General features: G+C 64.8%; 20 protein-coding genes. 10 read left to right on the top strand and 10 right to left on the bottom strand.

Annotated features, from left to right (window positions below; genetic code table 11):
- Positions 1-69: 69 nt before the first annotated feature.
- The 3 genes from IPQ13_01670 to IPQ13_01660 all read right to left on the bottom strand — a co-directional run bounded on the left by IPQ13_01670 (position 70) and on the right by IPQ13_01660 (position 2,289).
- A complete protein-coding gene (locus tag IPQ13_01670; GenBank protein MBL0209614.1) occupies positions 70-531 on the bottom strand; it encodes a DUF1857 family protein in 462 nt (153 codons plus the stop codon).
- A 140-nt stretch (positions 532-671) separates the two neighbouring features.
- The gene (locus tag IPQ13_01665) at positions 672-1,598 is read right to left on the bottom strand and encodes a class I fructose-bisphosphate aldolase (protein MBL0209613.1); all 927 of its coding nucleotides are present in this window, start codon (positions 1,596-1,598) and stop codon (positions 672-674) included.
- 94 nt (positions 1,599-1,692) lie between these two features.
- Positions 1,693-2,289 carry a PAAR domain-containing protein gene (locus IPQ13_01660; GenBank protein ID MBL0209612.1) on the bottom strand — a complete coding sequence of 199 codons (597 nt, stop codon included), beginning with the start codon at positions 2,287-2,289 and terminating at the stop codon, positions 1,693-1,695.
- Between the two features lie 391 nt (positions 2,290-2,680).
- Here IPQ13_01660 and IPQ13_01655 point away from each other — a divergent pair, with 391 nt between their 5' ends.
- Both IPQ13_01655 and IPQ13_01650 read left to right on the top strand, forming a co-directional pair.
- Positions 2,681-3,907, top strand: coding sequence for an HD domain-containing protein (locus IPQ13_01655; protein MBL0209611.1), 1,227 nt, complete (start codon positions 2,681-2,683; stop codon positions 3,905-3,907).
- A 229-nt stretch (positions 3,908-4,136) separates the two neighbouring features.
- A complete protein-coding gene (locus IPQ13_01650; protein ID MBL0209610.1) occupies positions 4,137-4,961 on the top strand; it encodes an OmpA family protein in 825 nt (274 codons plus the stop codon).
- A gap of 10 nt (positions 4,962-4,971) precedes the next feature.
- On the opposite strand, the gene fbaA is transcribed toward IPQ13_01650, so the two are convergent.
- Entirely contained in the window at positions 4,972-6,000 is a 1,029-nt protein-coding gene (fbaA, locus tag IPQ13_01645; GenBank protein ID MBL0209609.1) for a class II fructose-bisphosphate aldolase, read from the bottom strand.
- Positions 6,001-6,127: 127 nt separating this feature from the next.
- Between fbaA and IPQ13_01640 the strand changes: the two genes are divergently transcribed.
- The gene (locus tag IPQ13_01640; GenBank protein ID MBL0209608.1) at positions 6,128-7,642 is read left to right on the top strand and encodes a Ppx/GppA family phosphatase; all 1,515 of its coding nucleotides are present in this window, start codon (positions 6,128-6,130) and stop codon (positions 7,640-7,642) included.
- Between the two features lie 24 nt (positions 7,643-7,666).
- Here the strand turns inward: IPQ13_01640 and IPQ13_01635 are convergent, their stop codons facing one another.
- Genes IPQ13_01635 through IPQ13_01615 form a run of 5 tightly spaced genes read right to left on the bottom strand, consistent with a single transcriptional unit; the run spans position 7,667 to position 15,467 of the window.
- Entirely contained in the window at positions 7,667-9,451 is a 1,785-nt protein-coding gene (locus IPQ13_01635; GenBank protein ID MBL0209607.1) for a response regulator, read from the bottom strand.
- A 4-nt stretch (positions 9,452-9,455) separates the two neighbouring features.
- Positions 9,456-12,485 (bottom strand): response regulator, encoded by a 3,030-nt coding sequence (locus tag IPQ13_01630; protein ID MBL0209606.1) that lies wholly within the window; start codon positions 12,483-12,485, stop codon positions 9,456-9,458.
- A gap of 2 nt (positions 12,486-12,487) precedes the next feature.
- Entirely contained in the window at positions 12,488-12,943 is a 456-nt protein-coding gene (locus tag IPQ13_01625) for a hydrogenase maturation protease (GenBank protein MBL0209605.1), read from the bottom strand.
- A gap of 1 nt (position 12,944) precedes the next feature.
- Positions 12,945-14,474, bottom strand: coding sequence for a nickel-dependent hydrogenase large subunit (locus tag IPQ13_01620; protein ID MBL0209604.1), 1,530 nt, complete (start codon positions 14,472-14,474; stop codon positions 12,945-12,947).
- Between the two features lie 54 nt (positions 14,475-14,528).
- On the bottom strand, positions 14,529-15,467 hold the full coding sequence (locus IPQ13_01615; GenBank protein MBL0209603.1) for an NADH:ubiquinone oxidoreductase: 939 nt from the start codon (positions 15,465-15,467) through the stop codon (positions 14,529-14,531).
- A gap of 225 nt (positions 15,468-15,692) precedes the next feature.
- On the opposite strand from IPQ13_01615, the gene IPQ13_01610 reads away from it, so the two are divergent.
- The 6 genes from IPQ13_01610 (at position 15,693) to IPQ13_01585 (ending at position 21,476) form a co-directional block, all read left to right on the top strand.
- Positions 15,693-16,988, top strand: coding sequence for a dihydroorotase (locus IPQ13_01610; protein ID MBL0209602.1), 1,296 nt, complete (start codon positions 15,693-15,695; stop codon positions 16,986-16,988).
- 5 nt (positions 16,989-16,993) lie between these two features.
- Entirely contained in the window at positions 16,994-17,779 is a 786-nt protein-coding gene (locus IPQ13_01605; GenBank protein MBL0209601.1) for an SDR family oxidoreductase, read from the top strand.
- A 34-nt stretch (positions 17,780-17,813) separates the two neighbouring features.
- Positions 17,814-18,359: a hypothetical protein gene (locus tag IPQ13_01600; protein ID MBL0209600.1), complete on the top strand. Its 546-nt coding sequence runs from the start codon at positions 17,814-17,816 to the stop codon at positions 18,357-18,359.
- Between the two features lie 280 nt (positions 18,360-18,639).
- The gene (locus tag IPQ13_01595) at positions 18,640-19,563 is read left to right on the top strand and encodes a LysR family transcriptional regulator (GenBank protein MBL0209599.1); all 924 of its coding nucleotides are present in this window, start codon (positions 18,640-18,642) and stop codon (positions 19,561-19,563) included.
- Between the two features lie 80 nt (positions 19,564-19,643).
- Positions 19,644-21,215, top strand: coding sequence for an aromatic amino acid hydroxylase (locus IPQ13_01590; protein ID MBL0209598.1), 1,572 nt, complete (start codon positions 19,644-19,646; stop codon positions 21,213-21,215).
- A 15-nt stretch (positions 21,216-21,230) separates the two neighbouring features.
- On the top strand, positions 21,231-21,476 hold the full coding sequence (locus IPQ13_01585; GenBank protein ID MBL0209597.1) for a 4a-hydroxytetrahydrobiopterin dehydratase: 246 nt from the start codon (positions 21,231-21,233) through the stop codon (positions 21,474-21,476).
- Here the strand turns inward: IPQ13_01585 and murD are convergent, their stop codons facing one another.
- Complete coding sequence (murD, locus tag IPQ13_01580; GenBank protein ID MBL0209596.1) at positions 21,477-22,832, bottom strand: UDP-N-acetylmuramoyl-L-alanine--D-glutamate ligase; 1,356 nt, start codon at positions 22,830-22,832, stop codon at positions 21,477-21,479.
- 147 nt (positions 22,833-22,979) lie between these two features.
- Here murD and IPQ13_01575 point away from each other — a divergent pair, with 147 nt between their 5' ends.
- The gene (locus IPQ13_01575; protein ID MBL0209595.1) at positions 22,980-23,759 is read left to right on the top strand and encodes an EAL domain-containing protein; all 780 of its coding nucleotides are present in this window, start codon (positions 22,980-22,982) and stop codon (positions 23,757-23,759) included.
- Positions 23,760-23,761: the final 2 nt, after the last annotated feature.

The raw sequence follows: 23,761 nt of genomic DNA, 5'->3' as shown, positions 1-23,761 counted from the left end.
CCTTGATCGACGAATCGAATAACAATCAAAAATCTGGTCCAATCCCGCGGCACGACCGAAAAAAGGAAATCACAGCGTCCCCTCGGCCATTCTCGATCGTATGGATTCCAGCGTCTGGCGCAGGGCATTGGCGTAGTTGAAGAGGACCTCGTCGCCCTTCTGTTTTTCCTCATCGGAGCCCGGCCAGACGCCCGTGAAACTCAGCGCGATGGTATAGGTCAGCAGGAATCCGGCGGGTCCTTCGCTGAGGGTGTTCATGATCCAGCCGCTGTCCTCGCCCTTCATCCGTTTGTACAGGATCTGCACCGGCGGCGTGAAGGTCAGGGCCTCCTGGAAGGTGTTGCCTCGCACCACCACCTCCCGGATGAAGCCATCGTCGGTGCGGCTCACGATTTTGCAGGACTCCATGCCGGGGACGAAGGGCACCGGATCTTCGGCCTTCACTTCCAGCCCCCGCCAAAGCTCTCCCAGCGTGAGCAGCGGCTTCACACCCGGAGGATTCACTGCCATGGATACCGAAATCGCATACATGATCGCTCCTGCTGGATGTGCCGTCCGCAACGGGCTGGGGCCGGGGTCTGGGGATTTGGAGAGGTGCCGCCATCCTACTCCGGCCCTGGAAATCCGCCAGGGAAAGAGGCGCCTCCGGACGACCGCCTAGCCCTGCCCTATCACCCACCCAGCTTCGCGTGGATTTCCATGACCGCGTGCAGCAGCTCGATGGCCTCGGCCCGGGGCCGCTGGAAGGCGTTGCGCCCCATAATGCTGCCAAATGCTCCACCCTCGGCGATCTCCCGGACTTCCGCCAGCACTTCTTCGGTGCCCTTGGCCTCGCCGCCGCTGAAAATCACAATCCGCCGGCCGTGGAAGGCGCTGCGGATCACTTCGCGCACGCGGTCCGCCAGGGTTTCGATGGGAATGCCCGCCTTCTCGAAAGCCGCGGCGGCTTCCTTCCCTTCCAGATGCTTTTTCGGCGGCTTGATCTTGATGATGTGCGCGCCCAACTGGGCGGCGATCTGCGCCGCGTAGCCCGCCACGTCCACGGCGGTTTCGCCTTCCTTGCTGAGCCCTGAGCCCCGCGGATAGGACCACACCACGCTCGGCAGGCCCACCGACTTGGCCTCCAGGATCAGTTCCCGCAATGTCTCGTACTGAATGTTGCGGTCCCCGCTGCCGGGATAGATGGTGTAGCCGATGGCGGCGCAGCCCAGCCTCAAGGCATCTTCCACCGAGCCCGTGACGGCGCTGCAGGGCTCGATGCCTTTGGAGAGCGAATCGGAATTGTTCAATTTCAGGATCAGCGGAATCTCTCCCGCGTAATCCGAGGCGACATGTTCGATGAATCCGAGCGGCGCCGCGTAGGCGTTGCAGCCCGCTTCGATGGCCAGTTCCACGTGGTAGCGGGGGTCATAGCCCGGCGCATTGGGCGCGAAGGAACGCGCGGGCCCGTGTTCAAAGCCCTGATCCACCGGCAGGATCACGAACTTGCCCGTGCCTGCTAGCCTCCCATGGTTCATGAGTCGCGCCAGGTTCGCCTTCACGCCAGGATTTTCCGACGAATACCAGGAAAGGATTTCCTTCACGCGGGCGGTGGCCATGGCGCACTCCTTGATTTGAAAACAGAGAGGGGATTGGTGTGTCCATCAAACCCTCAAGGTGGCGATCGCGCAAGCTCCAGGTTGCGCTCCCGGCCTAGCGTTTCTTGGCCGCATCGATGATTTTGCCCACGCCGCCGCAGTGCTGGGTGCGGTCTCCGCGCCGTGCCGCAGGTTTCCCATCGATGAGGACCGCCGGGTCCCCCTGGGTGATCACGAACTGGTTCTTTCCGCAGCATGGGGCATGGATGCCCACATCGCCCACCCGGGCCGCGGAATACCCGTCGATGAACACTGTTGGGCTTCCTGATGTGATGGGTCCGATCACGGGATGGGGACAAGCCGGACAAGCGTGGTAATCCGCGGGACACGAGGCCTTGTCGGTCACCCGCGCGTAGCCGGCGGGGTCTACGGCCTCCACTGTGAAGGTCTTCTCGAAAACCACCTTTCCCTCTTCCTCGAAATAGAGGGTAATCCGGTTCGTTCCCGGCGCGTTGAATACCGGCCGGCTCCTGGGACCGTGGTCTGGAACGAAGGTGCCGGTGCCCTTCCAGCGGACTTCATCCGAGATGTCCAATTGCTCCTTGGTGCCGGGATTGACCAGGCAGCGCGCGCCGAAAACCCATCCCCTGGTGAACACCTTGGGGCTTTTTCCCGCCGGGAAGGTAAGCGAAACCTGCACATCGGCGGTCATCTGGTTCAGCTTCTCCACTTCCCGGTTGTACCCATCCACCGCCTCTTTGAGCTTCGATGGCCTCGATTCCTGGGCGCCGAGGGCATTGCCGGTGAGCCAACCGAGGAAACATGCGGCCACGATGGTGGAAACGCGCATTGCGGTGCGGAGTCGAATGGCCATGGTCGCGCTCCTGAAGGGTGGAAGATCCATCCAGCAGACTCCGAAGGTGGACACCGCGCAAGGACGGCCATGGGGAAAGTGATCTCGGGCACTCCGCGGGAGCCGTAGATGGCTTTCTCGATGGATCGCGCCCGGGCCGCCGGGGCCGCCCAAGAACTCAAGGCCGTCTTTACCTGCCGCATGCCACAATCTGCTTTCCCGTGCTGCCGGACTGTCCGAGAGGCGCCCCATGAAAGTCAATCTGCATCGCGCCCTCTGCTCGCTCACCAGCGCCCTGGACTTCATCGGCGTCGACGAAGTCCACCACGGCAAGCGGGTCGCGCTGATGGCCGCGGCGGTGGCGGCCGAGCTGGGCTGGGATGCCGCGGGCCGCGCCGAGATGCTGCATGCGGGGTTGATCCATGACTGCGGCGTGTCGCGCACCCGCGAGCACAAGCAATTGTCCGAGACCTTGGAATGGGAGGGCGCCCAGGAGCACTGCCTGCGCGGCGAGGCCTTCCTGCTGGCCTGCCCGCCGCTGGCCCGTTTCGCCCCGAGGATCCTGAGGCACCACACGCGCTGGGAGGAACTGCTCAAGCTGCCCATGGACGCCGCCGACCGGGATGCCGCCAACCTGATCTTCCTGGTGGACCGCGTCGACTCGCTGGTGTCCCCCTACTACGCTGGCCAGACGCTGAAGAACGAAATCCTGTGGGAGTATCCGAAGATCGTGGACCGCATCGCCAGCCTCGGCATGCGGCTCTTCGCGCCAGAATTCGTCGAGGCGTTCCGCCGCGCGGCCGCCCGGGAATCCTTCTGGCTGGCGATGGATCCGTCCTACATCGATTCGGAGGTCGACGACGCCCTGGGCCCGGAGGGCGGCGTCGAACTGGGCACCAGCGACGCGCTCGCCATTGCCGGGCTGTTCGCCCGCACCATCGACGCCAAGAGCAACTACACGCACGAACACTCCACGCGGGTCGCCCGCATCGCCCGCCATCTCGCGGAACTGGACGGCTTCACGGGCGAAATTCTCGACAAGATCGAGATCGCCGCCCTGCTCCACGACATCGGCAAGCTGCGCATGCCGGAGATGATCATCGACAAGCCCGGAGAGCTGGACGTGGAGGAGCGCGCCGTCATGATGCGCCACAGCTACGACACCCACCACATCCTCCGGCGCGTGTTTCCCGGCGAACAGATCGCGGAATGGGCGAGCATGCACCACGAAAACCTGCTGGGCACCGGCTATCCTTTCCACCGCCTGGCCCGGGGAATTCCGCGCGAGGCGCGCCTCATCGCCATCGCCGACATCTTCCAGGCCTTGTCCCAGGATCGCCCCTACCGCGGCCCCCTTGGCTGCATTCAGGTCTTCGAGGAGATCGAGGCGCTCCAATCCGATGGCTGCGTGGACACCGAAATGGTGGAGCTGCTCCGTGCGAATCTGGAAGATTGTTATTCGATGGCCGTGGATTAGCCGGGATTTTGGGGGGAGTCCGGGGTCGATGGATCCAGGACGCCGCACCCGTGCATCCCACGCTGCGACAGGACTGCCGACTTCCGATCGGCTGTGCCATACGGCACATTCATGCATTTTAATGATTGATATATCGTGCTTTGCTGATTTATCAACAACAGAATCGTTCCGGGATCGGGGCCTTGGTCGCATGCGGTCCGTATGATGCATTCAACCCCTAGGAGCTTCCATGAAACGCTTCGCCCTTTTCTTCGTCGCGCTGCTCAGCGTCCTGCCCGCCTTTGCCCAGGCGGACAAGCCGGGGTCCAAGGACCACCCGCTCGTCACGCGCATGCAGAACATGCACATCGTGACCTACCGGACCAACCCCTTCGATAAGTTTTCCTTCAAGGTGGGCAAGGGGAAGGATGCAGCCGCCATCGCCGAAGGCCGGCTTTTTGAGATCAAGTACAAGATCAACGACAAGCTCGAGGCGCCGTCGCCCCTGGCCATCCTGCGCAACCACCAGTCGGCGTTCCGCGCCGTGGGCGGCAGCGTCCTGTTCGAGGACAACCGATACACCACGTTGAAGGTCGCCAAGGGAGGGATGGAAACCTGGGTGCAGGTCGATACGGCCTGGGGCCAGGGCTATATGTTGACCATCGTCGAAAAAGGCGCCATGGCCCAGGAGGTCGTCGCCGACGCCGCGGCCATGGGCAATGATCTGAAAGCCACTGGCCACATCGCTTTGTACGGCATCTACTTCGACACCAACAAGTCCGAAGTGAAGCCCGATTCCAAGCCGGCCCTGGATGAAATTGCCAAGCTCCTGAAGCGGGATCCGGGCCTCAAGCTGAAAGTCGTGGGGCACACCGATGGAACTGGTTCCCACGACGTCAACATGAAGCTCTCCCAGGCCCGGGGAGAGGCCGTCGTACAGGCCCTGGTCAGCCAGCACGGCATCGCCGCCTCGCGTCTGAAAGGCTATGGTGTGGGACCGCTCGCGCCCATCGCCACCAACGATACCGACGAAGGCCGCGCCAAGAACCGGAGGGTGGAGCTGGTGAAGCAGTAGGACGGCGCCTCTACAACCCCCGCCCCGCGCTCTTTCCGGCGCTGCGCAGGTCCTGGCAGGCCTGGGCCACTCGGTCGGCCATGCCCTGCTCTGCCTTCTTCAGGTAGGTGCGGGGGTCATAGACTTTCTTGTTGCCCACCTCGCCATCCACCTTCAACACACCGTCATAGTTCTTGAACATGTGGTCGGCGATGGGCCGGGTGAAGGCGTACTGCGTGTCGGTGTCGATGTTCATCTTGGCGACCCCGTAGTCCAGGGTCTCGTGGATTTCCCCGAGGCTCGATCCTGAACCGCCATGGAAGACCAGCATCACCGAGGCGCCGCCGCAGGCCTTGGCGATGGCCGCCTGGCCATCCTGCAGGATGGTGGGCTTGAGCTGGACGTTGCCGGGTTTGTAGACACCGTGCACGTTGCCGAAGGTCGCCGCGAGCATGTACGTTCCGATGGGCGAAAGCGCCTGGTGCACCGCCACCATGTCCTGGGGCGTGGTGTAGAGCTTTTCCTTGCCCACGCCGCTGGTGTCGTGGCCGTCTTCCTCGCCGCCCACCACGCCTATTTCCATTTCCAGAATCAAATTGACCGCGGCGCAGCGCTTAAGCAGCTCGCCTGACATGCGGATGTTTTCTTCGAGTGAAAGTTCGCTGCCATCGAACATGTGGGCGTTGAACAGGTTGCCCAGGCCCGCGGCGGCGCGGCGTTCGGCCTCCACCAGAAGAGGCAGCACGAAACCGCCCAGGTATTTGGGCGCGCAATGGTCGGTATGCAGGGCCACGTTCACGTCGTATTCCCGCGCCATCAGATGCACGTATTCCGCCATGGCGATGGCGCCCTTGGCCATGTTCTTCACGCCCAGGCCGCTGAAGAACTCCGCGCCGCCGGTGGAGATCTGGACGATGCCATCGGAATTCGCCTGCTTGAGGCCCAGCAGCACGGCGTTCACGGTCTCCGTGGAGGTCACGTTGAAGGCCGGATAGGCGAAGCGGCCGTCCTTGGCGAGTGCCAGCATCTTCAGGTACTGCTTGGGATTGACCACGGCCATGGGAGGACCTCTCGGAGTGTCGAAGGCCCATCTTATCGCCATCGCCATGGATTGGAGTGCCTGGCGGGCCGGTTAATCCGGCTGCCGGATGGTACCCCGGCGTCACAGTCCGGCGTTACCCTGGGCCATGCGGATTTCGGCCATCGATGTGGGCTCCAATTCCATCCACCTGGTGGTGGTGGAGAGCGACGGCAATGGCGGCCATCGCGTGCTGGCCCGGGAAAAGGCCATGGTGCGCCTGGCGCGGGGGGGCGCCAAGAGCGGCCGCATCGGCGGAGAAGCCTTCGCTGCAGGCCTGGAAGCCCTTGAGAAGATGAAGCGCATCATCGATTCGTTCGAATGCGAAACCTTGATGGCCTGCGGCACCGCAGCCCTTCGCGACGCGGCCAATGCCCCGGACTTCGTGGCCGAGGCCGCGAAGATCGGGATTCCCATCCGCGTGATTTCCGGGGAGGAGGAGGCCCGCCTCATCCACCAGGCTGTGAGCCATGCCATCCCCTTCCCCGAAGAGCCCGTGGTGCTCATGGATGTCGGCGGCGGCAGCACCGAAATGACCTGGATCGCCCTGGGCCACATCGAGGCCAGCATCTCCATCCCATGGGGCCTGCAGCGCCTGGCGGATGCCAGCGCCACGGCGGACCCGCCCACGGCCAAGGACCTGAAGCTGGTCAATGCCCTGATCCGCAAGGCGCTCAAGAAAGCGCGCAAGAGGCTGCCCAGGAACCTGTCGAAGACAAGGCTTGTGCTGGGCACCTCCGGCACCTTGGAGGACCTGGGGCGCGGAGCCAGCGGCGCCTACATCTTCACGGCCGAACAGCTCCGGCCGTTCCGGCAGCGGCTCTGGCGGAATAATTCCAGGAACAGGATCGAAAAACTGGGGGTGGATCCCAAGCGCGCCGAGGTGCTCCACGTGGGCGCGTCCTGGACCTCGGCCCTGCTGGAATGGGTGGGTGCCAGCGAGGTCCGGGTGCTGCCCGTGGGGCTGCGCGAAGGCATGGTCTGGGAAGCCCTCAAGCACGGCGGCGTGGCCATTCCACCCTTGTCGGAGCGGCGCCGGGGTTCGGTGGAGCAGCTGGCCTCGCGCCTGGATCCGGATCCCGGCCACAGCCTCCACGTGCAGCGACTGTCGGACCAGCTTTTCCTCGCCCTGCGCCCGCACTTCGAATTGGGCGATCCCGAGCGCGAGTGGCTCTCCTACGCCGCGCGGCTGCACGACATCGGTTTCTCGATTTCCGAAAAGGGGCACCACAAGCATGGCGCCTACCTGATCCGCAATGCCGCGCTGCAAGGCTTCTGGCCCGAGGAAATCGAGATCCTTTCCCAGGTCGTGCGCCACCACCGGGGCAAGGCGCCGGACCCCGCCAAGCACGAAGCCTTCCTCCAACTGGAGCCCTGGCATCGGAACGTGGTCGAAAAACTGTGCGCCATCCTGCGCGTGGCCGATGCCCTGGACCGCCGCCGCCGCCAGTCCGTGCTCAGCCTCCGCGTGGAGAACGGAGGCGATGAGCTGCGCCTGGTCCTCCAGGCGGCAGGCGACATCCGGGCCGAATTGGAAGCGGTGGAGGACAAGGGCGAGATGCTCTTCGGGATGCTGGAAATGCCCGTGGAAATCCACGTGGAGAGCGGCGGGAGGAAGGATTAATAGAGCCCTGGGTCGGCCCCTTTTTTATGGATTCCTTCTGCCTGCGCGTTTCCGCACGCCAGCCAGCCTGAGGAGGAGTTTGATCCGGTGGCGAGTCTCCTGGGCTTCGAGGGGCTTGAGCAGCCGGTCCGTGATGTAGTCCTCCAGGGGGAGCATCCTGTCCTCGTCACCTTTGCCGGCCAGCAGCAGCACCGGCAGGGCGGCGAAATCGGGGCGGCTCCGCAGCCGGGCCAGGCAATCCAGAAGCTGGCCGGCATCCTGGTCGAGATCCAGGACCAGGATATCCGGCTGGCGCAGTTCCAGGTCCTGCATCAAGGCCTCCAGCCCGGAAGCTGGATGGACGCGGATATTCGCGGACAGGAGCTGGACCTCCATCTGCTTCTGGATGGTGCTGGAGGCAGAACAAAGGAACACCTCCGGGTTTTCCGTTTCCGCCGGATCCCCTGGTTCCGCCGTGTCCAGGGTTCCCAGTTCGAGCAGGAACCGGGTCCGCATCCGGAAGATCTGGTCCTCCTCCAGCTTGCTCAAGAAATCGTCCGCGCCCGCCAGGGCGCTGCGTTCGCGAAGGTTCCGGCTGAGGGAAGTGAGCAGCACGAAGGGAATGGCCCGCCGGGCCGGGTTCTCCTTGACCTTGAGGCAGAGGCTGAAGCCGTCCATGCCAGGCATGACCACATCGCTGAGCACCAGTTGGGGCCTGGAGCGGGCGAGGAAGTTCAGGGCTTCCTCCGCGCTGGCCACCACCTCCACGTTGGCCGGCAGGAAGGCGAGGCGTCCCGCGAGGATGGCGCGCATGTGTTGGTCGTCGTCCGCCAACAAGACAGTGGGCAGCTCCGGCCGCGCCTTGCCCAGCGATTCCCCGGAGAGCCGGGAGAGCGGCTTCGCCGAAGCCATAGCCTTTTCGATCCGGTTCCGGCCGTTCCGCTTCGCCTCGTAAAGCTGGTTGTCGGCCTCCACCAGGAGGAGATCCGGCGTCGCTTCGGCCACCGGGACCATGGTGGCCAGCCCCTGGCTGATGGTCACCACGGGTTCGGTGGGTGAGTGCTCATGCGGTATGGCCATCGAGATCACCGATTCCCGGAAGCGCTCAGCCACCATCTGGGTTCCAGCGGCATCCGTGCCAGGGAGAAGGCACACGAATTCTTCGCCGCCGAAGCGGGCCACCATGTCCACGGGCCTCAGGAGGGATCGCGTCAGGGCCTCGGCGATCCGGCGCAGGCAATCATCTCCTGCCACATGGCCGTAGGTGTCGTTGAAGATCTTGAAATGGTCCACGTCGAGCATGATCAGCGAAAGCTGGGTCTGGTTGCGCGCGGCCCGGGACCACTCCTCCCGCAGGGCTTCGTCGAAGCGGCGCCGGTTGGCGATTCCCGTGAGGCCGTCCCGCAAGGTGAGCCCCCTCAACGTGTCCTGCTTGCGCTTCACCCGGATGTGGTTTTTCACCCGGACCCTCACGACCTCCGGGCTGATGGGTTTCTCGATGTAGTCGATGGCCCCCACGTTGAGCCCCTGGAGGTGGTCCACTTCCTCGCCCATGGAGGTGATGAACACCACCGGGATATCGAGGGTCCCTGGGCATGATTTGAGGCGGCTGCAGACCTCGAAACCGTCCATCTCCGGCATCACCACGTCCAGGAGGATCAGGTCGGGATTGTGGGAATGGGCCAGGTCGATGGCTTCCTGCCCCGACGTGGCGAAGATGACTTCATGGTCCTCGTAGAGCAGTTCGCAGAGGGGGGCCAGCAAGGCGGGGGAATCATCCACCACCAGGACCCGGCCGCGCTGATTGGGGACTGGGGCATCGATGCTCATGGGTCTACCTCGCGGGCGGGTCGGTGGGAGCAGGTTCGGGGGACGCGGCCGAAAGCCGCCAGGCGTCAATCAACGGCTGGAGGGCTTCGCGGGCCCCGCGGAAGTCCATGCGGGCCACATGGGCCTGGATGGAATCCAAGGACTCCTGGGTCCCTTCGGCGAGCAGGATGGGGCCCAGCCGCGCCAAGGACGCTTTGGCCTCGTAGCTGTTCTTCTTCAGCAGCGCATCGAGTTCCAGCAGGAGTTGGAGGACCCTCCTCGGATCGGCCTCCCCGGACTTGCCTTCCGGCGCCACAGTGGGCGGCCGCAGGGCAAGCAGAGGGCCCGCCAGCTCGCGGAAGCCCGCCATGGCTTCATCCAGCCGGGCCAGGGGCTCCGCACAGCCCTCGCAGGAACCGGTCCGCAGCAGGCCTTCGAGCTCCCCAGCGGCTTCGGCCACCTGGGCCAGGGCGAGATTGGCCGCGACGCCCTTCAGGGTGTGGGCCCGCCGGAAACCCGCATCCGCATCCCCGGCTTCGACGGCCCTGGCGATGGCCTCCTCGGGGCGCGGAAGTTCCGCCACAAAGCCCTGCAGGATGCCGAGCAGCAGGGCTTCCTTGCCGTTCATGCGGCCCATGGCCTGGGACACGTCCATCAGCGGCAGGAGGGGCTCCAGGGAGGGCGGGCAGAACCTGGTGGTGGGCGGCCTCGCCGGCGCCGCGCAAGTGCCGGGGTCCGCCACCGGGCGCGCATCCACGCCTTCCCCCAACTGCCGCGCGCCCTCCTGGATCCATAGGGCCAGGGTTTCATAGAGGCGCTGGGGTTCGATGGGCTTGGTGAGGTAGTCGTTCATGCCCGCGGCGAGGCACTCCTCGCGGTAGCCCGCGATGGCGTGGGCGGTCATGGCGATGATGGGCAGGTCCGCGTGCCGGTTCTTTTCGCGGATGTGCGCCGTCGCCTCGTAGCCGTCCATTTCCGGCATCTGGATGTCCATGAGCACCGCGTCGTAGCGCTTCTGGTCCACCATGCGGACCGCCTCGACGCCACTGGAAGCGATGTCCACCCGGACATGGGCGCTTTCCAGGATCTCCATGGCGACCTGCTGGTTGATGGGGTTGTCCTCCGCCAGGAGCACATGGGCTCCTGCGATGCGCTTCTCGGCGGAGGAAACGGCCGCCTGGTCCGGCCCCTTCATGGAGCTGATGGCCTGCCGCCCCAGGACTTCCAGGATCGAATCCAGCAGCAGCGAGGGGTTCACGGGCTTGATGAGGAAGGCGCGGATGCCCGTTTTTTCCGCGGCCCTCATCACTTCCTCGCGGCCGAAGGCGGTCACCATGATCACTTCGGGAATCTCCGCCAGGCGTGGATCGTCCTTCATCCGGCGGGTGGTTTCGATGCCATCCAGGCCGGGCATCTTCCAGTCCATGAGGACCAGGTCGAAGGGTTTTGTTTCCAGCTCCTTCAAGGCGGCCTCGCCGGACCCGGCCGAGGTGGCCCGGAACCCGAAGCTGTGGAGCTGCTCCTCCAGCATTTCCCGCGCGAGCGCCGAATCATCCACCACCAGCACACGCAGGCCCTGGACATCTTCCGGAGCCTTGCGGACCACCGAACCGGGCACCTGGGAGATGGGGAACACGCCTGTGAAGGTGAACGTGCTGCCGCTTCCAGGCCGGCTGGCCACGGCGAACTCCCCGCCCATCTTCTCGACCAGCCGCTTGGAGATGCTCAAGCCCAGCCCTGTTCCGCCGAATTCCCGGGTGGTCGAGGAATCAGCCTGGGAAAAAGCCTGGAAGAGTTTGGACATTTGTTCCGGAGTCATGCCGATGCCCGAATCCTCCACAAGGAAGCGCAGGCGGATCCGGCCCTCCATGCGGCCGGCCACCTCGACCTTCAACCGGATATGCCCTTCCCGCGTGAATTTGATGGCATTGCTCATCAGGTTCACCAGGACCTGCCCGAGCCTCAATGGATCGCCCACCAGCCAGTCCTGGACTTCGGGAGCGGCGCCCACGATCAGCTCGAGGTCCTTCTCGGCGGCCTTCTGCGAGAACATGTCCGCCACCTGGCTGAGCACATCCAGGAGATGGAAAGGCACGGATTCCAGCTCCAGCTTGTTCGCCTCGATCTTGGAAAAGTCCAGGATGTCGTTGATGATGCCCAGCAGGTGGTGCCCGGAGGCCGCGATCTTCTCGAGGTAGTCTCTCAGCTTTGGATTGAGGTCCTGCTTCAGGGCCAGCCCGGCAAATCCGAGGATGGCGTTCATGGGGGTCCGGATCTCATGGCTCATGTTCGCCAGGAACTCGCTCTTCGAGCGGGTGGCGACCTCGGCCCTTTCCCTGGACTCGTTGGTCTCGCGCAGCGAGCGCTTCAGGAGGTCCGTGGTCCGGGCCTTGATGAAGGCGGAGACGAAATGCCCTTGGAGATCCTTCATGAGGGCCACCGCATCGGGGCCGAAGGCCTCTGGATCCTGCTTGTTGTCGAAGATGAAATAGGCCTCGGCCCGGCCGTCGATGCGGATCCGCGTGGCCATCATCGACTCGGGGAGGCCTAGGTGGAGCATCTTCTCCTGCGCCGTCCGGCCCGTAACGTTCCGGACCAGGAAGATGTCTTCGCTGGCCTCGACGGAACCCAGGACATACCGCTCTTCCGCCTCCTGGAGGGTCAGTTCGATGCCTTCCAGGGCCTCCCGTTCCGTCTCCCAGTCCAGGCTCGCCATGAAACGGAAGACGCCCCGGGCCGGATCCAGCACCAGGACCGCGGCGGTCTCCACGCCCGGGATGACGCGCGCCTCCTCCAGGATCGCGCAGAGAAGCCCCTCGAAATCCACCTTCTGGTTGATCGATTTCACGATGGCGTCCAGCTTTTCCAGCCGGTCCTTGAGGCCCCGTTCCCGGGCGACCATGTCTTCCAGGCGGCGATGGGCCCTTTCCATCTCGACAAACTGCTCAACCACCAGTTGCGCGGCGATCTCGGAGGCCTGGTGGGCCACCTGGACCTCGTTCGCCAGCATCAGGTTCTCTGCGAACAGGTGTTCCGCGGACCTCGCAGCGTCCATGGTCACCACCTCTCCGGGCCCGGAGCGCCGGAACAGGCCGCGGGCGGCTGGGAGGCGAAAGCCAGGGCGCACCGCGCCGCCACCTCGATGGATCCTTCAGTGAACGGCGATTCCAGACCCACCAGGCAATAAGGAACGGGGGTCCCGAGGAGCCCCGGCAGGGCTCCGAGGAAATAGGAGAATCCGCCTCCGTGGCCGAAGACGTCCACGCCCGCCTTGCCGAGGGAAGCGCCTTCCAGTTGGATGACAGCCCCCGGAGGAGCGAATCCGGAAACCGCATCCACGAAAGCCACCCGTTCCGAACCTTCCACCAGCCCCAACAAATCGAGGTCCCGCAGCCCGCCGTCCACCACCTCGACATCCTCGGGCAGGCCTGCCTCCGCCAGCCGCGCCAGAACCCGGGCCCCGGCGGAGTCGCCATCCTGGAATGCATTCCCGATGCAGATGATGCGTTTCACGTCAGGGTCTCATCGTCCGCAGCGTGGACCGGCCGCCGCGGTGGAGGGCATGCACGGTGCACACGAGGCAGACATCGAAGGAACGGACAACGAATCCCAATTCAACCGGGTTTTCGGGGTCGGCCACTGGGGTTCCAAGCAGGGCTTCCTCGATGGGTCCTCGAATGCCGGCGGAGTCCCTCGGTGAGGCGTTCCAGCCTGTGGGCGAGATGATCTGGTAGTGGTCGATGGCCCCGTTCCTGATGCGGAGCCAGTGCCCCAGGGCCCCCCGGGAGGCTTGGGTCAGGCCGAAACCCTCCCCATCCTGGATTCCTTCCGGGGATTTGTAGAAGCCCTCCTCCCCGGAGACTTCCGCCAGCCAAGCGTCCAGCGCCGGGATCAGCCAGGCGGGGCGGAGGAGCCTGGCCAATTGCCGGACGAAGGCGCTGGGGCCTGATTGTGCCAGGAGGTCTTTGAACAGGGGCCTGCCCGCCATGACCATCTCTGCCAGTGGACCTGTCTCCGCGGGGCATCCGTCGTAGCGGGGAGCCTTGGCCCAGGAATACTTTCCAGCCTCGTAGCCGCTCGCGTAGGGCCGGGTCTCGCCGATGGCAGGATGGAGGCCGCCCTCGTAGTCCTCGTACCAGGAGTGCGCCACATGTTCAGCCACATGGACCTGGTCGAAGCCAACGGACTGGCCGTTCCGGGCGAAACCCGCCGGGATCAGGAACGGGCCTTCCTGGGCCCCTTTGACTGCGGTGCCGTTGGGCAATTCCAGGGCGCCGTAGCACAGGAACGCGCCGGGGCCCCGGCCGATGCCCTGAAGCCCCAGGGATCGGGAAAACGCAGCGAAGCAACCCAGGTCGCTATTCCGTCCCGAAGATACCTGTTCCAGGAGGGCATCCAGATCCGCCGAGGAGCCAAGCTCCTGGATGCGCTCGATAGGACATCCCAGGATCCGGCGTTCGTACCATTCGCGGAAATGCCGCAGGATCATCCGGCATTGCTGGCGGTTCCGGGCGCTGGGCGCCGAGACGATGCCCCCTGGCACCATGAACGACGAATGCGGCCATTGGCCGCCGATGATGGCGATGATCTCCAGCAGCTTCGAGGTCTCACGCATCACCTCGAGGACCGTTTCTCCCTTCAGGGGCTCGTACCGCTTCACCGCCTCGGCATAGCCATCCATGCCCGCGTGGGCCGGGTTCGTGAAGTCGGCCGTGAAGGTCAGGAAGGTGTGCCGCAGATCGCTCTGGATATGTTCGGCCATGAGGAGCACGTTCCGCATCCGGACGGCGTCCGGAGGCGGCTCCGTTCCAGTGATGCAGTCGAGCGCCTTGGCCGCGGCGGTCAGGTGGCTCGTGCTGCAGATGCCGCAGATCCTCGGCGTGATGACGAGGCCGTCCATGGGGCCGCGGCCGATGAGGATCTTCTCGATGCCCCGGTACATGGTCCCGGAACACCAGGCATCCGATACGGCTCCATCCGTGATCTCGGCGGTCACATCGAGATCCCCTTCGACCCGGTTGAGCGGCGCATTGATGGTGACCATGGGTGGCACTGGAGACCTCTCGGGGAAGGACGGCCCGCGGGGAGCCGCGGGGAATCAGATTCTCGTCTTCCGGTCGATCAGCCGCTTGGGCGCAGCGGCCGCCGCCATGCCCTTGTAGGCCATGTAGTGCGCGCGGTCCACGCCTTCGGGCAGATCCAGGGGGATGCCCGCGATGTTCCGGGTCTGGAAGAAGGGATAGGGCGGGGGGAAATCCGGCCGGGTGCAGCCGACGCAGGGAGCGCCGATGCGGGTCTTGCTGCTCCTCCGGCCCCAGAGCAGCTTGTTGCAGGGACCGTGGGTGAGAGGCCCCTGGCAGCCGAGGTGGAAAAAGAGGCAGCCCCGCTTGCCGAAGTCATCGTCCTCCACCCTGTACTCGTGGTACTCGTTCCGCAGGCAGCCCTGGTGGACCTGCATCCCGTACCAGTCCATGGGCGAATTCCACTCATCGAGTTCCAGGGCCTCGCCCGCGGCCAGGGCCGCCAGCGTTCCGGCCAAGGCCTCGCAATGGCAGGGGCAGCCGGGCAGGTTGATGACCGGCAGGCCCTCGAGGCTCGTGAATCCGCTGCCCAGGAAGCCGCCTTTCCGGTCCCGCAGGAATTGCAGACCCGTGGCTTCGATATCACCCGCCGCGCTGATCCCTCCGAAACTGGCGCAGGTGCCCGCGGCCAGGACGAAACGGGCCCGCCGGGCCAAGGCGGCCACAAGTTCTTTCTTGGGCCGCCGCTCCTGGGTGTCGAACATCCCTGTGCCGCCGGGCCCGCGGATCACGGCGCCTTCGACCACCAGGAAATCCAGCGGCCGCGCGCCGGAGGCCAGGTCCTCCTGGAGCCTCCGGTGCTCTGCGGCGCTTTCCCTGGAGAGCGATGGGTGCCAGAGAATCCCGATGCCGAGCAGGCCGAGGGTCTCGACGAGGTCCGGGGAATCGAGGTTCAGGAGCGACATGGTGTCGCCGCCGCATCCGCCGCACTGTAGCCAATAGAGCGTGAGGGGCATCGGTCCTCCCTGCCGCTGGCCTGCAGGGTAGGGAATGCCCTTCGCTGCGGGAACGTGGCGATTGGTCGAGTTTGGATATATCGGACCAAAAGGTATTGAAGTTGGGTCCATTGCACCATGGCCGGAACGGATTGTGTATAGGGAATTCATTCCTCCGGCCCAGAGTCCGTGGAATCCGTGGATGGGTTTCTCCTCCGCTACCATGATGGAACCCGGAGTTGCCCGATGTCCCTGCTCGTCAAGAACGCCCGAATCCTGGACCCGGCCCAGAAGTTGGATGTCCTCGGCTCCCTGCTGGTGGTGGAGGGAGTGGTGCGGGCCATCGGCGCCGACGCCGGGCGGGATCCGCTTGCGGCCTCTGCCGCGGAGATCCTGGATGCCGACGGGAAGCTGCTCACCCCTGGCTTCATCGATCTCCACGTGCACTTCCGGGAGCCAGGCCAGACGCGCAAGGAATCCATCGAAACGGGCTCCCGGGCCGCCGTGGCCGGAGGATTCACCAGCGTCTGCGCCATGGCCAATACGCGGCCCGCCAACGACTCCGTGGCCATCACCGAACTCATGCTCGCCAAGGCCAATGCCGCAGGCCTCTGCCGCTATTTTCCGCTGGGCGCCGTCACCAAGGGCATGGAGGGCGAGGAGCTTTGCGATTTCGGAACGCTGAAGGCCACTGGCTGTGTCGCCTTCAGCGATGACGGCCTGCCGGTCATGAACGCCGAGATCATGCGCCGGGCGCTGGAATACACGGCCTGGTTGGACATCCCCATCGTGGCCCACGAAGAGGACAAGCACCTCGCGGGCGAAGGCTACATGCACCAGGGCGCCGTCAGCGCCGCCCTGGGCTGCCTGGGCATTCCCAGCGCCGCGGAAGAAGCCATGGTGGCCAGGGACCTCGTGCTGGCGGAGCACACGGGCGGCCATCTGCATCTGGCGCACCTCAGCACCGCGGGCTCCCTGCGCATGGTCCGCGAAGCCAAGGCCCGGGGCCTGAACGTGACCTGCGAGGTGACCCCCCACCACTTCGCCCTCAGCGACAAGGAATTGATGAAGTTCGATTCGGACTACAAGATGAATCCGCCCCTGCGCACCGATGCGGATCTCGATGCGGTCCTGGAGGCCCTTGCGGATGGCACCGTGGACGCCATCGCCACGGACCACGCCCCCCACGGCTGGGACGACAAGGAAGTGGAACTGCCCATCGCGGCCTTCGGCGTCATCGGCCTGGAAACCGCCTTCCCGCTTACGCTGCAACTGCTGGTGCGGAAAAATGTCGTCTCTCTGGAGAAGGCCGTCAGCCTGCTCACCTGGGGCCCCGCGAAACTCTTTCACCTGGACCGAAAAGGCCTCGGCTCGCTGAAGGTGGGCGCGCCCGCCGACTTCACGCTGACCGACCTGGACGACACCGTGAAAGTCGACCGCGCCTTCATCCAGAGCCGCAGCTACAACACGCCCTTCAAAGGCTGGGAACTCGAAGGAAAAATCGTTGGGACCTGGATGGGTGGAAAACGGGTTTGGGGTTAAGGCAGATGCGGTCCCGCCCAGATGGAAAAATCGTCTTCATCACGGGTGCGGGCTCGGGCATCGGACATGCGGCGGCCTTGCGGTTCTCGGCGGACGACGCCGTTGTCGTGGCGGCGGATGTGAATTTTCCCGCGGTGGCGGAACTCGCGGACGGCATCACGGACTCGGGTGGCCAAGCCCTGGCCGTTCAGCTGGAGGTGAGCGATGAAGTCCAGTGGGAAGCCGCACTGGCCGAAACCATGAAAGCCTTCGGCCGCCTGGACGTGTTGGTGGCCTGTGCGGGGATCTCTTTCGCCAAACCCGTGGATGAAATGTCCATTGACGAATGGCGCAACATTATGGCGGTGAACCTGGAAGGCGCTTTCCTTGCAGTGAAACACGGGATCCGCGCGATGCGGGGCCGCAATAGCGGAAGCATTGTCCTGGTGTCCTCAGCTTCGGGTCTCAAAGCCACTCCTGGCGCCAGCGCCTACGCGGCGAGCAAGGCGGGGCTGAATATGCTTGCGAAATCCGCCGCTCTGGAATGCGCTGCCGCCAAGGATGGCATCCGCATCAACCTCGTGGTGCCCGCAGGCGTCCGCACACCCATGTGGACGTCCATGCCCTTCTTCCAGGAACTCGTCGCGGCCCAGGGCGAAGCGGCCGCCTGGGCCGGCCTGGAAGCCGCCCAACCCTTGGGACGTTTCGCAACGCCAGAGGAAATCGCCGCAGCCATCCATTTCCTGGCCTCGGATGCGGCCGCGACGATGACGGGAAGTGAACTTTTGATCGACGGCGGCTACACGGCCTGAGGACGCGGCACTCACCTGCTGCGATACTCATCCCATGAAGATCTCCCCTGGCAACTGGCGATGGGCCGCGATCACGGGGCTCTGGATCCTGGTGGCCGGCATCGCCTTCGTGGTGCTCGTGCAGGGCATGCTCGTGTTCTTTGCGCCTTTCGGGAGCTGGCAGACACCGGGCATCTCCAAGGTGGAGATTCTGCTCGTGGAGCGCGATGAACAGGGCCGCATCACGGGCAAAGCGCAGGCTAGGCGCGGCGGCCGCCAGCGCAACCTCGTCCTCACCAAAGAGGAGTGCCTGAAGATCGAGGCCGGCGAAGAAGTCTGGATCCTGGACAACTACTTTGCCGGAGGCGCCCGGCCCGACCAGTTCCTGCTGACTCCGTTGCGTCTGCTCACGGAATACCCAGAGCCCTTGTTGCTGCTCGCGCTCCTGGCGATCCGCCGCCTCCGCCGCATTCAAATCAAGGCCGCCGAACCGCTGCCCGGCCAACCGCGGGCCGTGTGGCGGGACGAATTCCATCTGAAGGCCGCCAGATTCTCCGGCCCGGATGAAGCCGGAAAGTCCGAGGATTCCAGCAAGGACTGAGTCTCATCAAAAACGCTGGCGGAACAGCGGACAGCCGATGAAACCCATGTCGTCCCGGAGTCCCTAGCATCCGCGGCCCGCACGCACTTAACCATCGGCCAGAAGGATTGGGAAGAAGTCGCCGACTACATTTCATCCTGGCTGGACAGGGTGGCATCCTGAAGATCCGTGAAAGGCGCAACTTCCCTGACTGATCTAGAACCCATCAGGAACGTGGGCGTTCCAGCGGTCCGCGCATTCAAGCTACTTGCCCGAGGCCGATTCACCGCATAATCCGCTCATGGCCCTCCGCAAACTGCAGCGCCACCTGACTTGGCTGGAATCCTTCGTCATCACCGTGGAGACGGGGACGCTGGAAGGCGCGGCCCAGCATCTCGGCGTGGCACGAAGTGTGGTGAGCGAGCACCTGCGGGCCCTTGAAGATTCCGTGGCCGCGGGCGAGCCACTGCTTGACAGGGGGCCTGGAAAACGGCTCAGGCTCACGCCCCGGGGCGAGCGCCTCTATGCTGCGGCCCAGGGCCCCCTCCATCAATTGGACCTCAAGCGGCTTCAGGATTTCGCGAGTCTGGAACCCAACCTGAGGCTGGGCTTGAATCCCACGCTCTCGACGGCCCTGCTGGACGGCATCACGGTGGAGATGGCCAAGCGCGACATCAAACTGGAGACAAGCTACGGCGGCGCTTTCGATCTGGTGCGGCAGGTGCAGTCCCGGCAATTGGATCTGGCGCTTGGATTCACGCCCCTGCCCCCGCACCGAGGCGTGGAAAGCCAGGTGCTGGCCAGACTGCCTTTTGTCGTCCTGGCAGCGCCGGGTTCGCCCACCGCAAAAAAACACGACACCCGCCAGTACCTGAAAGTGGCGGATCTGGCGGACCAGCCTTTCGTGGATTGGCTGCGGGACGATCCCTACGGCGGCGCCAACAGCCAGCGCTTCGCCGAAGCCGGCATCGCCGTTCGCGAAGTGGCCCGGGTGGAGAGTTTCCTCCAGCTCTACCCCGCCCTGCGAGCCTACAAGGCGGGCGCCATCACGCCGGACCTGAGGCCCCTGGCCCCCTTCCCGGCGGATCTGCGCGTCTGGAGGCTCCTGGAACCCACGCCGCAATTCGTGGAGGTCGTGGCCCTGGAGCCCGCCGGCGGCGCGCGCGCTGAGGCCTTGGCCTGCCTGGGTTTCCTGAAGGCCCGCTTGGCCCGGTTCCACAGTTAGTCGTTAAACCGACAATAAGATCGATCTTTATTGAATTTCCGTCAGCAATCCCAGGCGCCATATTGATAACTGGAGCCTCCATGACGCCGACCGAACGAGCCATCCAAGCCCTGCCCAAGCACCTCCAGCGATTCGTCGTTTCCCAGGACTGCGAAGCCTATACGCCTCGGGACCATGCGGTTTGGCGCCACATCCTGGGCCGGCTGACGGGACATTTGAAGGACAAGGCCGTCGAGAGCTACCTGAGGGGCCTGGAAGCCACAGGCATCGGCCTGGAACGCATTCCGAGCCTTGATGAGATGAATGAAAGACTGTCCGGGCTGGGCTGGAGCGCCGTGTCCGTCCGGGGCTTCATCCCCCCGGCGGTCTTCACGGAACTCCAGAGCCTGGGGGTGCTGGCTATCGCCGCGGACATCCGCACCTTTGAACACGTGGACTACACCCCCGCCCCGGACATCGTGCATGAAAGCGCCGGCCATGCGCCGATCCTCGCGGATGCGCGTTACGCCGAATACCTGAAGCGCAGCGGCGTCGCGGGCTTCAAGGCGATCGCCTCCGTGGAGGACCAGGCGGTTTTCGAGGCCATCCGCAATCTGAGCGTGGTGAAGGAGGACCCCGCGGCCACCGGGTCGGACATCCGGCTGTCCGAGGAGCGCCTGCGGGCCGCCGGCGCCAGCCGCCGCTACGTCAGCGAAAACACCAAAGCTTCGCGCCTCTACTGGTGGACCGCGGAATACGGACTGGTGGGAGATCTGGAGCGCCCGAAGATCTACGGAGCAGGCCTGCTCTCCTCCATCGGCGAGGCTGAGCGCTGTCTGTCCGGGGAAGTGGAAAAGCTGCCCCTGAGCCTGCTTTGCGCCGAGACCGAATACGACATCACCACCATGCAGCCGCAGCTTTTCGTGGCTCGGGACTTTGACCATCTCTTCGAGGTGCTGGAAGCCTTCGAATCCACCATGGCCTGGAAGCGGGGCGGGGATTTCGGTCTCAACGAGGCTCTCCGGGCCCGGACTGTCAACCACCTGGTGCTCTCTGATGGCCTGGAACTGAGCGGCAAAGTGGTGGAAGTGGCGAATGGTCCCGGCTCCTCCAACGGTCTGCGCGCTTCCGTCGCCCGCCTGGAAGGACCCATCCTTTTGTCCCGGGAAGGTCATGCGATTCGAAAGCCCTGGTCGGGCGAAGCCCTGCTGGCCTTCGGCCAAGCCGAGCTGCCAAGTCATGGAGCTTTTGAACTTAAATTACTGTCAGGGCTTGTTATTTCCGGATTCATGGTGAGTGATCATGAGGCCATCAATCTGCGGGCCCAGCAGAATGGCGAGCCATTGGATTTGCCTTCCTGGGCCCTGCTTTTCATCAGCGAAGGCCTACCCTCCGTAGCCGGGGGTCCCGCAGACCCCGGCGAATGGGACCGGTGGTTCGGCGAGCAGAATGCCTTCGCCGAGGGCGATGCCGAGGCCGAAGCCCGCGCCCGGAAAGCCGAAGCCCTGAGCCCGCGGTCCGCCGCCATCTATGAGGCGGTGCGAGCCATGCGGGAAAGCGGAAAACTGGACGCGGCCAGCCTCCAGGCCTGGCTGCCCGAAGCAGCGGACGATTGGCTGCTGACGGAAGAGATCCAAGAACTGTTGGAGCCTGGAAACGTGGACATACTTTGAGGATTGGAGCCAGCCATGCAATGGATCGAACGCGACGGGGCCCTGCACGCCGACATCAAGACACCTGATTTCCTGACCTCCTTCAATTTCGTGAGCGCGGTGGTGACGCCCGCCGAAGCCATGAACCACCACCCGGACATCGAGTTCGGCTGGGGCTATGTGCGCATCAAGCTCACGACCCACGATGCCGGCGGCGTGACCGATAAGGACCGCAGGCTGGCGGAGATGATCGATGCGGCGGTGAAGCACTTCGGGTCATGACTAGGGTTCGACCCATTCCCTCACCAGCGCCTCGAACCGCTCGCCCCGCTCTTCGAAGTTGTTGAACTGGTCGAAACTGGCGCAGGCCGGGCTCAGCAGCACCTGATCGCCGCTCCTCGCAAGGCCTAGCGCGTGGCGCACGGCCTCATCGAAGGCGGGGACCACGTCGTGGGGCAGATCGCCCAGGTCCCGCTCCAGTTGCGGGACGGCCTCCCCCAGGAAGACGAGCTTGCGCAGTTTCCCTTGCAGTTCTTCCCGCAGCGGCAGATAGCCGCTGCCTTTGTCCGTACCGCCCAGCAGCAGCACCAGCGGCCCCGGGAGGGCCCGGACGGCGATGGCCGTGGCATCCACGTTGGTGCCCTTGGAATCGTTGTAGGCGCGGATGCCGTTCCTTTCCCCACAGAAAGCGATGCGGTGCGCCAGGCCGGGATAAGTGCGCAGCCCGCCGCGGATCGACTCCATGGGCGCGCCTCCATGCCAGGCCAGCAGCAGGGCCACGAGCGCATTCTCAACGTTGTGGCCGCCGGGAATCTTCAGCTCCGAGCGGTGCAGGATGTCAGTGATGGAGCCATCGATATCCTTGGCGCGGAGCCAGCCATCGGACCCGCAGAAGGCACCCGGCCCAGCCGGCGCCTCCCATCCGAACATCGCGGTGGCAGCCGTTCCAGGCGCGTCCGACCACCACTCCGGATGGGAGGCCGGCACCACGCGCAGATCCATCTCGGCCTGCCGTTGGAAGATGCGCAGTTTGGTCCGGCGATAGGATTCCAGGGTCCCATGGCGCGCCAGGTGGTCCGGTGTGAGATTCAGGAAGGCCGCGCCCTCCGCGTGGAAATCCTGGATGGTCTCCAGTTGGTAGCTGGAAAGCTCCAATGCGTAGATCGTGCCGGGACCGTTTTCCACCACGGCCTGCAGGAAGGGCTTTCCCAGGTTTCCACAGGCGACGGCCTTGAGCCCGCTGCTCCCCAGGAGGTGCGCGAGCAGGTCCGTGGTGGTGCTTTTCCCGTTGGTGCCCGTGATGGCCAGAATGCGGGAGCCATCCGATCTTGCGCGCAGGGCGCGGTGCGCCAGCTCGATCTCGCCGATGACGGGAATGCCGCGCCGGAGGGCCTCCACCGCGAATGGAACCCCTGGGCTGATGCCCGGGCTCAGGACCACCTCGGCGCAGCCGTCGAGCAGGGAGAGGGGATGGCCGCCCCAGACCGCCGGGATCTGGCCCTGCAGCAGCGCTTCGATCTGGGCAGGCGAAGGCTGAGCTTTGCTGTCCGTGACCACGGCCTCGATGCCCCGGGAAGCCAGGAAGCGGGCGGCGGCCAACCCGGATTTCCCAGCTCCCAACACGATCGTCCTGGCCATGGTTCCTCCCATTCCAGCCTAGCCCAGGGAACCCTCCGCCCGCGCTTCACAACACTTAACAACCTCAATTGTGGGCATCCGCTCCCTTGAGGTATAAGCTTTGCTCCACCCCGCGGCGAAGTGTCACCATGGGGTCCCGGAGCCAGATTGACCACGGACATCCTCCACAGCCTCCTCAGCTTCCAGCGGCCCCTGGTGCCTTATGCGCACCCGATCTACAGCGTCCGCAGCGCGCGGATCATGGCTCAGGAGATGCTTTTCCGCTACAAGGATGAAAGCGGCGAGATGCTCACCGTGGGGACCATCTTCGCGGATGACGCCGTCCCCTACGAAGACAAGGTCCGCCTGGACATGGTCTGCCTCGATGCGGCCTTCAAGCTGCTATCAGGGACCGTCCCCGTGGACCGGATGCATTTCATCAACCTTGAACCCAGCACCCTGGCCCATCCGGAATTCTGGAGCCATCTGCCGCGTTGGGTAGGCGGCCTAGAAGTGAACCCGGGCCAGGTGGTGGTGGAATTCACCGAGAGCCATTCGCTGCACCGCCTGGATGAGCTCCAGGTGTATGCCAAACGCCTGCGCGATCATGGGTTGAAAATCGCCGTGGACGACCTCGGAGCAGGCGTGGCCTCCCTGACCCACATGGCCAGGCTCGCGCCGGATTTCATCAAGGCCGACCGGAGCCTCGTGGAGCAGGTCCACCGCCGACCCTATCAGGCGGCCCTGTTGAACGCCCTGGCCCACTTTGCCGAGCACATGCGGGTGGGCTTCATCGCCGAGGGAGTCGAGCTGTACGAAGAGCTGATCTCCGTCATGGACGCGGACGTGCCCTGGGTCCAGGGGTTCGTCTACGGCCGCCCGGAACCCATCCTCGACCTCGAAGCCGCCATCAAGGCCGCCCAGGGGCAGGGCCAGCAGGCGTCGTAGCC

This window comes from Holophagaceae bacterium, from assembly GCA_016720465.1.
Classification (GTDB): Bacteria; Acidobacteriota; Holophagae; order Holophagales; family Holophagaceae; genus JANXPB01.
Note: the sequence above shows the minus strand (reverse complement) of the source record. Positions and strands in the feature narration are given on the sequence as shown.

Coding starts and splice junctions, on each gene's coding strand:
- IPQ13_01610 (MBL0209602.1), top strand. CDS start 15,693: ATGTCCCTGCTCGTCAAGAACGCCCGAATCCTGGACCCGGCCCAGAAG.
- IPQ13_01590 (MBL0209598.1), top strand. CDS start 19,644: ATGACGCCGACCGAACGAGCCATCCAAGCCCTGCCCAAGCACCTCCAG.
- IPQ13_01585 (MBL0209597.1), top strand. CDS start 21,231: ATGCAATGGATCGAACGCGACGGGGCCCTGCACGCCGACATCAAGACA.
- IPQ13_01650 (MBL0209610.1), top strand. CDS start 4,137: ATGAAACGCTTCGCCCTTTTCTTCGTCGCGCTGCTCAGCGTCCTGCCC.
- IPQ13_01640 (MBL0209608.1), top strand. CDS start 6,128: ATGCGGATTTCGGCCATCGATGTGGGCTCCAATTCCATCCACCTGGTG.
- IPQ13_01660 (MBL0209612.1), bottom strand. CDS start 2,289: ATGACCGCCGATGTGCAGGTTTCGCTTACCTTCCCGGCGGGAAAAAGC.
- fbaA (MBL0209609.1), bottom strand. CDS start 6,000: ATGGCCGTGGTCAATCCCAAGCAGTACCTGAAGATGCTGGCACTCGCC.
- IPQ13_01600 (MBL0209600.1), top strand. CDS start 17,814: ATGAAGATCTCCCCTGGCAACTGGCGATGGGCCGCGATCACGGGGCTC.
- IPQ13_01595 (MBL0209599.1), top strand. CDS start 18,640: ATGGCCCTCCGCAAACTGCAGCGCCACCTGACTTGGCTGGAATCCTTC.
- IPQ13_01655 (MBL0209611.1), top strand. CDS start 2,681: ATGAAAGTCAATCTGCATCGCGCCCTCTGCTCGCTCACCAGCGCCCTG.
- IPQ13_01605 (MBL0209601.1), top strand. CDS start 16,994: ATGCGGTCCCGCCCAGATGGAAAAATCGTCTTCATCACGGGTGCGGGC.
- IPQ13_01665 (MBL0209613.1), bottom strand. CDS start 1,598: ATGGCCACCGCCCGCGTGAAGGAAATCCTTTCCTGGTATTCGTCGGAA.
- murD (MBL0209596.1), bottom strand. CDS start 22,832: ATGGCCAGGACGATCGTGTTGGGAGCTGGGAAATCCGGGTTGGCCGCC.
- IPQ13_01620 (MBL0209604.1), bottom strand. CDS start 14,474: ATGGTCACCATCAATGCGCCGCTCAACCGGGTCGAAGGGGATCTCGAT.
- IPQ13_01670 (MBL0209614.1), bottom strand. CDS start 531: ATGTATGCGATTTCGGTATCCATGGCAGTGAATCCTCCGGGTGTGAAG.
- IPQ13_01630 (MBL0209606.1), bottom strand. CDS start 12,485: ATGGACGCTGCGAGGTCCGCGGAACACCTGTTCGCAGAGAACCTGATG.
- IPQ13_01635 (MBL0209607.1), bottom strand. CDS start 9,451: ATGAGCATCGATGCCCCAGTCCCCAATCAGCGCGGCCGGGTCCTGGTG.
- IPQ13_01615 (MBL0209603.1), bottom strand. CDS start 15,467: ATGCCCCTCACGCTCTATTGGCTACAGTGCGGCGGATGCGGCGGCGAC.